Here is a 13,219-nt window from a genome sequence, read left to right on the forward strand (position 1 = left end):
TTATAAAATAAAGAATGGCTAATCTTAAAGAAATACGTAACAGAATATCATCAGTATCTTCAACGATGCAAATTACCAGTGCCATGAAAATGGTATCGGCGGCAAAGTTAAAAAAGGCACAAGATGCTATTACAGCAATGCGTCCTTATTCAGATAAGTTAACCGAGCTTTTACAAAGTTTGAGTGCCACTTTAGATGCTGATTCTGGAAGCGCATATGCCACGCAACGTGAAGTGAACAAAGTGTTAATTGTAACCATAACCTCTAATAGAGGTTTGGCAGGTGCTTTTAATTCTAACATTATTAAAGAAGTGTCTAAATTATCCTCTGAAACTTATGCCGATATGGAGGTGTCTTATCTTACTATAGGAAAAAAGGGGAATGATGCTTTTGCTAAAACAAATAAGGTTATCGATAATAAAAGTGATATTTTTGATGACTTAACTTTTGATAATGTTGCGGAAATTGCAGAGATTTTAATGACGAAATTTATTGCTGCTGAATTTGATAAAATTGATATTGTTTATAATAAATTCAAAAATGCAGCAACGCAAATTGTAACCAAAGAGCAATTTTTACCAATTGTACCTGTGGAAGGTGCTGCTGTTAATAACTCTGATTATGTTTTCGAACCATCGAAATTAGAAATTATCGAAGAGTTAATTCCTAAGTCTTTAAAAACACAATTATACAAAGGTATACGCGATTCTTTTGCAAGTGAACATGGAGCTCGTATGACGGCTATGCACAAAGCAACTGATAACGCAACTGAATTAAGAGATCAGCTTAAATTAACTTATAATAAAGCACGTCAGGCAGCTATTACCAACGAGATTTTAGAAATTGTTGGTGGTGCAGAAGCATTAAATAATTAAATTTATAAATGAAGAGGTGGCTAATTAAAATTTAGTATACTTAGAATATATTTAAAATCCCTTTGAGTAATTATACTTAAAGGGATTTTATTTTTAAAGAGGATTTTAGTCTTCCAAAAATGAAGTGTTTTACGTTAGTTTAATTTTTAAACAAAGAAAAATTATAACCTTGTTGCTCCAACCGCTTATATTTTTTATAATCGAATTTATATAAAAAAGCCCCTTTTTTAGAAGCCGATTTATCCTTTTCATTCAACGGAATAAGTAATTTTAGAGACATTAATTTTTTTCTAAAATTGCGTGTATCTAGTTTTTTTTGAAAAATAGCTTCATATAAAGTTTGAAACTGAGGGATAGTGAATTTTTTAGGTAGTAATTCAAAACCAATAGGGTAGAAACGTGCTTTTCTTCGTAATCGGTTAAGCGCATCTTCAACCATTAAATCATGGTCTAAAACTAAACTCGGGAGTTTGTCTACTTCATACCAAATGGCATCGTGTTTTGCAACTAATTCCTTATCATAATCATCAATTCTAATTAATGCATAGTGAGCAATAGAAATACATCGCGCACCTGGATCTCTATCCGTATTAGAATAGGTTTTTAGCTCTTCCAAAAAAATCTTATCTAAGCCAGTAATTTCATTTAGAACTCTATTAGCGGCATTGTAGGCGCTTTCATTTGGTTTTACAAAACTTCCAATAAGCGAGAGTTTACCTTTTAAGGGTTCAACGCGTCGTTCAAAGACTAATAGTTTTAAAATACCTTTATCGAAGCCAAAAATAATACAGTCTGTAGCAACATAAATGCGTTTTTCTGGAGCGTAAATATCATTTAAGGGTACATTACTATTTTCCATAAAACAAATGTAAAAAATACTTTATTTAAAAAGAATTAAATGGTCTATTTCAAGGGTTTTCAAATTGAAAAGAACAGCTACATAGCTCGATTTATAAATGAAATTGATACGTCTATAACAGACTGAAGTTCTTTAGGTAAAATAGCGCTTTCCCAAGGATGTTTGGCATTAAAAACATGGTTAGCGTTTTCAATAATTTGGAATTCACTTTTGGGGTTCCATTCATGAAGATTTTCGGCTTCTTCAATGAGTACGCTGGTATCGGCATCTCCGTGAATAATTAAATGCGGTATGTTTAAATTTGAAACGGCTCGTTTAATAGTTAATCGTTCTTCGTTTGCAATAAAATCTTCATAAAATTGATAAAAATGTGGCATTTGCTGTTTTGTTCGTCCGTTTAAAACATATTTTACGCCTGTGTTTTTCCAATCGGTTAAATCGCCAATAGTTGCGGTTCTTTTACCTAAATCGCATACGCCAGCTAAACTAATCACTGTTTTAATACGGTGATCCTCTTCGGCTTTTATAGCAACAATACCGCCACCTCTGCTGTGGCCAATAAGGTTTATGGCTTCTAAATTCCCAACAGATTTTATAGTTTCATTGGTGCAAACCCAATCGATAACCGATTCTAAATCGTCTAATTCTTTGGTGTAATTGTTATTTCCAAAGGCTTCCAAATCGGGAAAATCTATAGGCTGTTCCATAGTGCCACCGTTATGCGAAAAATTGAATTTTATAAAACAGAATCCCGCTTCCGCGAAAGCGTTTGCCATTAAATTCCAAGCGCCCCAATCTTTAAAACCTTTGTAGCCATGGCAAAAAATAATGATGGGTAGATTTTGTTTTTCAGCACTAAAACTTACATCGATTAAAATGGGTTTATCATGCTTGCCTTCAATAATATGTGTATCTTTTAAAACCATTTTAAACTTCTTTTTCGGTGAATGGAATATTAGGATTGCAAATTTCTAAAATCAATGTTTTCAATTCAATATAGAAATTATCGAGTGTGTCTTGCGTTATTAGGCTGTCTTTTTTAGCGCCGTTTCCAGATTTATCTTTTTTCGAAAACTTTAAAAATCCTGCTTTTAAATTTTTAAATGAAATGATCCCTGCTTCCACAGGTAGTGTAATTTCATTGGAAAGTAACATCATATACGCATAAGTTAACACTTGGAAACTTTTGCTGTATTTGGTGTAGTCTGTGGTGAGATCTTCCCAATTTACTATTTCAACTTTACCAGAATCTACGCGCCCCGTTTTGTAATCTACAATTCGGGTCACACCGTTATACTCGTCCACACGATCCACTTTTCCTGTTAATTTCACAGGGAAATCGAGTTCTGGAATTTCGATTAAAACGTTGTTGTTAGATTCTATCGCGATAATCTTTATTTCGTTTCCAGCTTTTAAATCTTCAATTTCTAGATTTAAAAAATTTGAAACATAGCGTTTTGCTATTTCGTAAATAATAAGGTTTTTTCCTTTGGTAATATCCCCTTCTTTAAACTCATTTTTAAAATGAAAAGTAACCTTTTCATTAATTTGAGTTTTTAATTTTTTAATAATATCAACCGATAAATACGAGTTTATTAAAGGTTTGTAAAAATCTTCGAGGGTGTTGTGTACCACTGTTCCCAACGTGTTGGCGGCAACGGTTTCTTCAACCTCGTCGTGTTCTTTAATTTTTAAAATTTTCTGATAATAAAAATCCATCGGATTTCTAAAATAGTTTGTTAAAGACGATGGTGAAAATCCTTTTGCAGCGATGTCTTTTAGTCTGTTTTGCGAATCTTCGGTCTTTTCCACCACTTTTAATTCGGGTGTAATAACAGGCACATGTGGTGCAATAATTTCGTGATGAATATTGTGGATATTTTCTAATTCTAATTGGGTAATAAAACGACTTTTTTCACCGGCAGTTAATGCATCGGCTTCCGTGTTGTAAAGAATATACACGTTTTTTGCGCGTTGTAACAATCTGTAAAAGTGATAAGTGTAAACCGCGTCCTTTTCTTTATAGGTTGGTAATTGGTTTTCTATTTTAACATCGAATGGAATAAAAGAATTATTGCTTTTTCCTGATGGCAAAATACCCTCGTTAACCGATGAAATAATGACAGTTTCAAAATCTAAAACACGAGATTCCAACATTCCCATAATTTGTAAACCTTGTAAAGGTTCGCCTTGGAAATCTAAAGTTTCCGAACTTAATAATTCTTTATAAACGCCAAATAAAGTTGAAATATCTTTAATGTGGTTGTACTCGGAATTTAGTAGTGATAAGGCGTTAAATAATTCATTAAATCGAAAGAGATATTCTAGCGAAAGGAGATTCGCGTCTTTATTTTCATCTAAATAATATTTTATTTTAGAAATAATTTGTGCGCAGTTTTTTAATGCTAAATCTATAGTGGTATTCCAGTTTGAAAATAGTAAATCTAGAATATCATTCGATGGATTTGTTATGTCTTTTATGCGTCCAACAGTGAGATAAACTAAGTTATTACTATCAATGGTTTCAATTATTTTTGCGGCATAATCTATGTTGTCCTTATAAAATAACGGACGGATAAATTGATGCGATAATATATTAACCACATCTTTAAAATAGAAGGCGTTGCCCGAAGTTTTATGGATGTGAAATAGGCTTTCGAATAATGAGGCCAACGGTATCGATTTTAACGGAAACCCCATAGTGATATTAAGGGCGTCTACCGATGCAGGTATTGAATTTAATACGGGAATCAATAAGTTTTCGTCCCCTAAAACAACGGCAGTGCTTTGTAGGGATTTGGTTTCGGCTTCAATATTTTTTAAAAGCGTACCAATGTATTTGGCTTGCCCAATGTTTTTTGGAACCCCATAAATATTGATGTTTTTTTCTTTGGAATAGTTTTCTGTTATCCATTCAAAAGGTTGTTTTTTAAAATAGTTCCAGTTTTTTTTATGCTGTCTTGTAAACAATGCAGCATCGTGTTTGGGATTGTTTATAAAAACGCTATCAATATCCCAATATACCTTTGCTAAGCGACTTTCTAATAGTTTTTGGATAATGGTCTCCTCGGCTGTGTTTAATGCGTTAAACCCAAGGAAAACGTGTTGTTTTTCGGGATTGCTGTTTATGTATGTCTCACAAAACTCGGCTGCTTTTCTGTAAACTAAACCTTGGTAGCCCATGTCTTTACTTAAAAGCTGTGCGGTAAAGTGTTTGTAATAGTCGTGAAGTTTATTCCAGAATTGTAAATATTTTTTAACAAAATCGGTTTGGTTTGCTTCAACGGACCAATGGGTTAATTCTTGAATATCACTTAAATAATTAAAAATGTTTTCCTGTGGAATGAGGTAACGATCAATTTCGTTAAAATCTTGAAGGAGTATTTGCGCCCATTTGGAAAAAGACTCAAAAGTATCTTGATCTTCTTTTTTTGTAAGTGCTAAATAACTGTTGTAAAACTCAAAAAGTAACTCGGTGTTCGATGTGGTTTTTAGTCCCGATAAATCTTCAACAAATTCCTCAATACTTATTATTTCTGGAGCAAATATAGTTTGTTGCGAAACTTGCGCTAGTTGGTGTTTTAAAAAGAGTCCAGCTCTTTTACTGGGTAATACAAAGGTGATTTTAGAAAGGTTATAATCGTTCTTTTTTAAATCACTTAAAACATCAAAAATGAAAGTTGTTATCATTTTATAAAAATAAAAAACGCTTCGGATATCCGAAGCGTTTTTTGTAAACTTATTTTATTTAAAGTTAACTCGATCTAAAATTATTTAGCTAAGTTAATTTCAACACGTCTGTTATTTGCTCTACCAGCTCTGTTCATGTTAGTGTCAATTGGTTTAGCTTCACCATAACCAATGGCAGATAATCTAGTTGTATTAATACCTTTTGAAGTTAAATAATCTTTAACAGCATTCGCTCTAGATTCCGATAGTTTTTGGTTTAGAGTTTCGCTACCAACACTATCAGTATGTCCTTCAACAGTAAATTTCGCAGTTGGATATTCTTTTAATATAGAAATAATATCTGCTAATACAGCAGCAGATTGTGCTTTAATTGTAGATTTACCTGTATCAAATAAGATGGTTTTAGCATAACTGTTAAGTTGTTTTTGAACTTCTTCAGTAACTTCAGGACAACCAGCATTAGCAACTGTACCTTTTACTTCAGGACATTTATCATCTTTGTCTAAAACACCGTCACCGTCTTTATCAGCCCAAGGACAACCTTGGTTTGCAGCAGGGCCAGCTTCAGAAGGACATTTATCATCAGCATCAGTAACACCGTCACCATCAGCATCTGGACATCCATTTAAAGATTTTAAACCAGCTACTGTAGGACACTTATCATCTTTATCAGCAATACCGTCACCATCCGTATCAGGGCAGCCATTAAATTCAGTTGTTCCAGCTTCGTTTGGACAAGCATCTTTACTGTCTTCAATGCCATCGCCATCAGTATCAGGACAACCATTGAAAGCTTCTAAACCAGCAACATCTGGACAAGCATCATCTTTATCAAATACGCCGTCACCATCAGTATCTGTTCCTCCAAATTTTATTGCAATACCAGCAGAATGTTGGAAATGAGAATCTAGGTAGGTTTCGAAAGAATGTTTATATCCTGTTTGAAGTGTAAAACCAATATTATCATTAAACCAAATATTGAAACCTACAGTACCATTTAAGGTACCCGATCCAATGTCGTTAACCCAAGAGTAACCACCACCAACACCTAAGAAAGGATCTACGGTAGTACCATCTAAAAAATTATATTTAAAGGTTCCATCAACACCGTAATAAGACAAGTCTGAAACCTTGTTGGTTGTATCAGGATTAGAAGAGATATCTCCCCATTTATCAATTTTATTTAAAGATCCTGTTACTCCAAAAGAGAAACCATCACCTAAATATTTTGATACAGAAATGGTAGATAAAGAAGGTAATATATTCCAGTGATCTGAAGTGTTAACAAATTCATCACCGAACGTATCACTTGCGAAACCACCTCCGGCAAATAAACTACCATCACCAGACGGATAAGCATCAACTGCGTTTACACCAATGAATATTTGCCATGGATTGTTTTTGTCTTGCGCATTAACATTGCTATAACTAAGTACCAGCAACATAGCGAATAATAATCTGCTAAGATTTTTCATATTTAATAAAGTTTAATTTTAAGTGTTAAATTAAATACAAAAGTAAGTTGTTAATATTTATTAACAAAGATAAAAAGGTAAAAAAAAGCGGTGGTGATATTTCTTGATATATAACCGATTATATCTTTTTTAAAAATGATTATTTGTATTTTTTGTAGTATAAATCCTGTTAATATTACGTTTGAAAAGTAGGTTTTTAAGAAGAAAGTTCTTTTACCAGAATTTTTTCATTGATATATATTAAAAATTTATTATTCACCTTGAAATCCATACTTTCTAAAATATTTTGATAAAGCTGTAATTGTTGTTCGTGTTTTTTATTTTCGGCCCCTGTTTTATAATCTAAAATGGTAGCTTCGTTTTTTGTGTTGATAACCACACGGTCTGGACGTAGAATAACACCTTCTTTGGTTATAATATCACGTTCATTATATATAGTATTATTTTTAGTGAAAAATGTTTTAAGTTTAGGGTGATTTACAATATCTAAAACTAATGGTTTTAATTCGGTAGCTTGTTTTGGGGTTATTATCGAAGTGGTTATGTAATCTTGAATCACCTTATCAACGTCATCTTTTGTTTTAATGTGCGACATAATATCGTGGATTAAATTCCCTTTTTCTATAGCTTCTTCTTGGTTGGTATTCCAGAGGAAACCAGACTTTGTAACCACTTTAATATTGTGTTGTTCTTTGGAAGTTGAAATAAATTCGTGCTGAATATTGGTTGCTTTTAACGTAGAGGTTTCTTTCGATGTTTTTTTAATATCACCAAAAGTATAAGTTAATTCATTAGCGTTCCAAAGATTAGCATGCTGTAAATAATTGATAAGTAAACCCGAATATTTTTTCAATTTGGCATCTTCTTTTAAAGCACTGTCATTTTTAGATATAATGTACAGTTGCTCAACGGGACGCGTAAGCGCCACATAAAGTAAATTGATGTTATCCAATTCCTGTTCGGCTTTATGATTTTCAAATATGTGCAGACCTTGCTCACCAAAAAACTCAAAATCTTTATTGAAGTTTAATAGCGTATGTGAGAATCCGTTGTATTTTTCTTTATCAATTTCCAACCATTCTTTGGGTTCTATTTCTCTGTAAATATCTAAATCGGCATAAGGGAAAATAACCACCGGAAATTCTAAACCTTTAGATTTATGGATGGTCATAATTTGTACAGCATCTTGCCCTTTCGGGGAAATAATACTGAGGTTTTCCTTTTTCTTATCGAAATATTCTAAAAATGCCGAAATATCCGAGCCTTTTTTCTGTGAAAAATCTAAAACAATATCTAAATAAAATTGCACATAAGCATTGGATGTTTCTACTAAATTGAAACTTCTAACAATAGTTTCGGCTAAATCGTAAAGCGGCAATTGTAAAAGTGTATCGCCGTTTATGAAAATGTTATAGTTTTCGAAGCTTTTAAAGAATTCTGAACTATTAAGTTTTAAATGATTTGCGAAAAACCCATGTTTATCTTCAACTTTAAAGAGTTTGGCTAAATAATCTAAAACTTCCATTTTAAGCTCATCGTTTTTTGGTTGCATTAAATAACCTAAAACGGCATTTGTAAAAACAACTTCTGGGGCATTATTGATAAGTAAGGTTTCCGATGATATTATAGGAATGTTTTGCTGACTCAAATAGTTTGCAACCGCCACACCTTCTTTTTTCTTTCTAACTAAAACACAAATATCTTGTAATTTATAACCGTTTGCTAAGCAGTTTTTTATGTTTTCGTGTACTTTCTCTGGAAAAAGCACATCTTTATCATCTTCTTTTTCAAAATCTAAAAATGATAATTCCACATAACCTTCGTTTTCTTTTTTTATGTTTTGGCCCGCATGTTCGTATAAATCTTTATAATCTTCTTTTTTGAAAATTTGATGAGACAGAAATTTAAAGAAGCTATTATTGAAATCTACAATTTCTTTAAAGCTTCGGTAATTATCGGGTAAATTATCCACAAATTGTTCAATAGGGAAGGGGTGACTCTTTTTATTGAATAGCTCTATAAATTGTTCGGCTTTTCCGCCGCGCCAACGGTAAATAGCTTGTTTGGCATCACCAACGAGCATAGTTGTTCCGTTTTCCGAAGCTACCGAGTTTTCGAGTAAAGGAATTAAATTACTCCATTGACTTTCTGAGGTGTCTTGGAACTCATCGATAAAATAATGATTAAATTTCTCGCCAATACGCTCGTAAATAAAGGGCGTAGGTTGATCTTTAATTTCTTTACTAATAATGCTGTTAAATTCTGAAATGAGCATTTTGTTTTGATCTTCTTTTAATAAAGTAAGTTCTGCATTAATAGCGCTTAAAACCGATAATGGCGTGATGTTTTTATAAAAGGCTTTTAGAAATTTGTGATTAAAAACGGCTTGTTTGGTTATGTTAAAAACAAGATTTATTTCGGGTTGTAAACTATCAATAATTCCGGCTGTTTCTGGGCTAACCCGTTTTGGATATAGTGTGCCATTTTCTAGATTTTCTTGCCACTTGTTTCCAAAAGCAACATTTAAATTTTTGTTAGCCAGTTTCTCGAAGTGTTTTGGCACATAACCACTAGAAAAATCTTTAAACTCTAATCCCGATGCTTCAAATTGTGCTAAAAGTAGTTTGGCTTTTTCGGCAATAAATTCTTCCTCTTGTATAATATCCTTTTTCAACTTCGCTTTTAAAGTTTTAAAATCGTCTAAGGTTTTATCTTTTATTTTTTCAAAAAAAGGAATATCATTTTCATTAACGAGTAGTTTGGCAATTTTATTAAAATCGAAAGCGACATCGTAACTTTTATCGTCGTCGGCTTTTTCAATAGCAAAATCGACTAATACTTTGGTTAGTACATCATCGGTTCCTGCCTTAGAGATTAAACTATCTACGGCTTCGCGTAACAAGGAATCTTGGTCCAATTCTACTTCAAAATTTAAAGGCAGTTTTAAATCGTGGGCAAAAGTTCTTATTAATTTATGGGTAAAACCATCGATGGTAGAAATATCGAAAGCGGCATAATTATGTATAATACTTTCTAAAAGGATACGGGCTTTTTTATGAAGTTGTTCGGGTTTTAAATCTAATTCACTACAAATGGATAAAAACATCGGGTTTTCCAACTTGAGAATGTCTTCATCTGAAAATTGCTTTAACGTATCAATAATACGTCCTTTCATCTCTGCAACAGCTTTATTTGTAAAGGTAATTGCTAAAATATTCTTAAATAAATAGGGTTTGTTGGAGTTAAAAAGGATTTTTAAATAGGCTTTTACTAGGGTGAAAGTTTTTCCGCTGCCCGCCGAGGCGTTGTAAATAGTAAAAGGTTTTTTGCTTTGCATGAATTTAAATTTTGATACAAGATAAAAACTCTTGATGAGTTGATAACAATTTATTATTTTTAATTACCCCGTTTTATATGTAAATTTGAAATAAATTAAATATTAATTAAATAAAAATAAAAATTATGGCTTTTGAATTACCAGAATTAGGGTACGCTTACGACGCTTTAGAACCGCATATGGATGCACGCACTATGGAAATACACCATACAAAGCACCACCAAGGATATACAAATAATTTGAATAACGCTATCGCTGGTACAGATTTAGAAGGAAAATCTATTGAAGATATTCTTGCAAATTTAGATATGGATAATGCAGCTGTGAGAAATAATGGAGGTGGATTTTTTAACCACTCTTTATTTTGGACTGTGATGAATCCTGAAGATAAAGGTTATTTATCAGGAGAATTAAAAGATGCTATTGAGTCTACTTTTGGATCTAAAGATGAGTTTATTGCTGAGTTTAGTAAAGCTGCGGCTACTCGTTTTGGATCTGGTTGGGCATGGTTATGTGTACATAAAGGTGGAAAAATAGAAATTTGTTCTACACCAAACCAAGACAATCCATTAATGCCAGGTGTAACTTGTGGAGGAACGCCTATTTTAGGTTTAGATGTTTGGGAACATGCTTATTACTTAAACTACCAAAACCGTCGTCCAGATTACATTAAAGCATTTTTTAGTGTTGTTAACTGGAATGAAGTTGAAAGACGTTATGCTGAAGCAAAGTAAGTAATAATATATACTATTAGAAAAGCCGTTTCTTTAAATAGAAGCGGCTTTTTTTATTTAATATAATTTCAATAAAACAATAAACACGAGTGTGTTGTTAATTATTGAATTGTAGTATTCTGAAAGGTTTTTAAAATGAAAAAGGTGAACAGAGATGTTCACCTTTTTGCCCCAAATCTACCATGAACTTAACCTACTTATGTTATGGTGGGTCTAATGTATGCGGAAATATTCTAAATCAATATTATATTAGATGAAATACATTTTTACAAGGTGAAATACATGTGTAAGCTACTTTGTTTAAAAGGATTACATTTTAAAATATTAATAGGCGCGTTCATTATTTCCTTCGTAAAAATTAATGAAAGCACGGTTAACTACACGATTTCCTCCATCGGTTGGATAATTTCCAGTAAAATACCAATCGCCTAAATGTTCTGGGCAAGCTTTGTGTAAACTTTCAACAGACTGGAAAATAACTTTTACTTCAGATTTTATGGTTTCATCGCTTAATAGTTCTGCTATTTTATCTGAAATTTGCTCGTCTGTAAATGGAGCGTAAATTTCTTTTACAAAATTTTGTACGTGTTTATCTTTTAATTCGGTTTGTTCTTTACATTTATGATAAACGGTTTCAACAATATCAAACTTGTTATTGTCTTTTAATAACTCTAGTGCCGCTTGAAAGGCTATTAAGCTTTCTAGGTTGGCCATATCAATACCATAACAATCGGGATAACGAATTTGTGGCGCCGATGATACTACAATGATTTTTTTAGGACTTAAGCGATCTAGCATTTTTAAGATACTTTTCTTTAAAGTGGTACCTCTTACAATACTATCATCAATAATTACTAAATTATCTGTAGGCTTAATAACGCCATAGGTAACATCGTATACGTGTGCTACTAAATCGTCACGACTACTATCTTCAGTAATAAAAGTTCTTAATTTAACATCTTTAATTGCTATTTTTTCAACACGGGCACGTTCGGATAAAATATCGGTTACATCTTCCGCAGATATAGAGCGCTGTCCATTTAAAATAGCATTTGTTTTTCTTTTATTAATGAAATCTTCAACCGTTTCAATCATCCCGAAAAATGATGTTTCGGCTGTATTTGGAATAAAAGAGAATACGGTATTTTGGGTGTCGTTATCAATAGCTTTTAAAACTTTTGGCATAAGTAAACGACCTAGCATTTTACGCTCTTGATAAATTTCGGCATCGCTACCTCTAGAAAAATAAATACGCTCGAACGAACATGATTTGCGTTCTAGTGGTGCTAATATTTGCTTCAGTCTAACTTCACCAGATTTTTTAGTAATAATAGCTTGCCCTGGTTCTAATTCCTTGACGTCTTCAAACTTCACATTAAACACGGTTTGAATTACAGGACGTTCAGACGCTACCACTACAATTTCATCATCTTTATAATAATAAGCAGGTCTAATTCCAGCTGGATCGCGTAATACAAAGGCATCACCATGACCAATTAATCCTGCCATAGCATAGCCACCATCCCAGTTTTTAGCAGCGCGTTTTAAAATTTTGGCAACCTTTAAACGTTCAGCAATTAAAGGAGAGGCTTGTTGTTTGTTATAACCTTCTTTTTTTAAATCGCGATATATTTTGCTAACAGCATCGTCTAGAAAATGACCAATTTTTTCCATTATCGTAATGGTATCGGTGTATTCTTTTGGGTGTTGTCCTAATTCAATTAAGTTACCAAATAACTCTTTTACATTGGTCATGTTAAAGTTTCCGGCCATAATTAGGTTACGATGCATCCAGTTATTTTGTCTTAAAAAAGGGTGAACACTTTCTACGCTATTTTTTCCGAACGTACCATAGCGAACATGCCCTAGTAAAACCTCGCCAATATAAGGGATATTCTTTTTTTGAGCAGCCACATCGTTCATGTACTCGGGGTGTGCTTTAAACTCGGCGTTAACGCGGTCGTTAATTTGAGCAAAAATATCTTGAATAGGTTGTTGTGCAATAGAACGTACACGGCTAATATAGCGTTCTCCGGGTTTTGTGTTTAATTTAATGCTTGCCAATCCAGCACCGTCTTGACCACGATTGTGCTGTTTTTCCATCATTAAATACATTTTATTTACGCCATAAAATGCGCTACCGTATTTTTCTTTATAGAATTCTAACGGTTTTAATAGTCTAATAACAGCTATTCCACATTCGTGTTTTAGGGCATCACTCATAGTTTAAATATGTTTTATGCTTTCCG

Annotated in this window: 8 protein-coding genes; 2 read left to right on the forward strand and 6 right to left on the reverse strand. The window is 32.8% G+C overall.

All coding sequences use genetic code 11. From position 1 onward, the window contains the following. Positions 1-14 precede the first annotated feature (14 nt). Complete coding sequence (gene atpG / locus FQU21_RS09080) at positions 15-875, forward strand: ATP synthase F1 subunit gamma (protein ID WP_147677691.1); 861 nt, start codon at positions 15-17, stop codon at positions 873-875. Positions 876-1,014: 139 nt separating this feature from the next. On the opposite strand, the gene FQU21_RS09085 is transcribed toward atpG, so the two are convergent. The 5 genes from FQU21_RS09085 to FQU21_RS09105 all read right to left on the reverse strand — a co-directional run bounded on the left by FQU21_RS09085 (position 1,015) and on the right by FQU21_RS09105 (position 10,236). Next, a complete protein-coding gene (locus FQU21_RS09085; RefSeq protein WP_147677692.1) occupies positions 1,015-1,734 on the reverse strand; it encodes an NUDIX hydrolase in 720 nt (239 codons plus the stop codon). Positions 1,735-1,811: 77 nt separating this feature from the next. Continuing rightward, positions 1,812-2,660: an alpha/beta hydrolase family protein gene (locus tag FQU21_RS09090; RefSeq protein ID WP_147677693.1), complete on the reverse strand. Its 849-nt coding sequence runs from the start codon at positions 2,658-2,660 to the stop codon at positions 1,812-1,814. Position 2,661: 1 nt separating this feature from the next. Next, a complete protein-coding gene (locus FQU21_RS09095) occupies positions 2,662-5,424 on the reverse strand; it encodes a PD-(D/E)XK nuclease family protein (protein ID WP_246124808.1) in 2,763 nt (920 codons plus the stop codon). Positions 5,425-5,504: 80 nt separating this feature from the next. Beyond that, positions 5,505-6,899, reverse strand: coding sequence for an OmpA family protein (locus tag FQU21_RS09100; RefSeq protein WP_147677694.1), 1,395 nt, complete (start codon positions 6,897-6,899; stop codon positions 5,505-5,507). A 196-nt stretch (positions 6,900-7,095) separates the two neighbouring features. Continuing rightward, a complete protein-coding gene (locus FQU21_RS09105; protein WP_147677695.1) occupies positions 7,096-10,236 on the reverse strand; it encodes a UvrD-helicase domain-containing protein in 3,141 nt (1,046 codons plus the stop codon). Positions 10,237-10,361: 125 nt separating this feature from the next. Between FQU21_RS09105 and FQU21_RS09110 the strand changes: the two genes are divergently transcribed. Beyond that, positions 10,362-10,970 (forward strand): superoxide dismutase, encoded by a 609-nt coding sequence (locus FQU21_RS09110; protein ID WP_147677696.1) that lies wholly within the window; start codon positions 10,362-10,364, stop codon positions 10,968-10,970. Between the two features lie 324 nt (positions 10,971-11,294). Here the strand turns inward: FQU21_RS09110 and FQU21_RS09115 are convergent, their stop codons facing one another. After that, positions 11,295-13,193, reverse strand: a complete 1,899-nt coding sequence (locus tag FQU21_RS09115; RefSeq protein WP_147677697.1) for an amidophosphoribosyltransferase — start codon at positions 13,191-13,193, stop codon at positions 11,295-11,297. Positions 13,194-13,219 lie beyond the last annotated feature (26 nt).

Source organism: Algibacter pacificus (genome assembly GCF_008033385.1).
In the GTDB taxonomy this organism is placed as follows: domain Bacteria; phylum Bacteroidota; class Bacteroidia; order Flavobacteriales; family Flavobacteriaceae; genus Algibacter; species Algibacter pacificus.

Excerpts from the sequence above, each read along its gene's own strand:
- FQU21_RS09085 (WP_147677692.1), bottom strand. The coding sequence starts at position 1,734 with ATGGAAAATAGTAATGTACCCTTAAATGATATTTACGCTCCAGAAAAA.
- atpG (WP_147677691.1), top strand. The coding sequence starts at position 15 with ATGGCTAATCTTAAAGAAATACGTAACAGAATATCATCAGTATCTTCA.
- FQU21_RS09095 (WP_246124808.1), bottom strand. The coding sequence starts at position 5,424 with ATGATAACAACTTTCATTTTTGATGTTTTAAGTGATTTAAAAAAGAAC.
- FQU21_RS09115 (WP_147677697.1), bottom strand. The coding sequence starts at position 13,193 with ATGAGTGATGCCCTAAAACACGAATGTGGAATAGCTGTTATTAGACTA.
- FQU21_RS09110 (WP_147677696.1), top strand. The coding sequence starts at position 10,362 with ATGGCTTTTGAATTACCAGAATTAGGGTACGCTTACGACGCTTTAGAA.
- FQU21_RS09090 (WP_147677693.1), bottom strand. The coding sequence starts at position 2,660 with ATGGTTTTAAAAGATACACATATTATTGAAGGCAAGCATGATAAACCC.
- FQU21_RS09105 (WP_147677695.1), bottom strand. The coding sequence starts at position 10,236 with ATGCAAAGCAAAAAACCTTTTACTATTTACAACGCCTCGGCGGGCAGC.
- FQU21_RS09100 (WP_147677694.1), bottom strand. The coding sequence starts at position 6,899 with ATGAAAAATCTTAGCAGATTATTATTCGCTATGTTGCTGGTACTTAGT.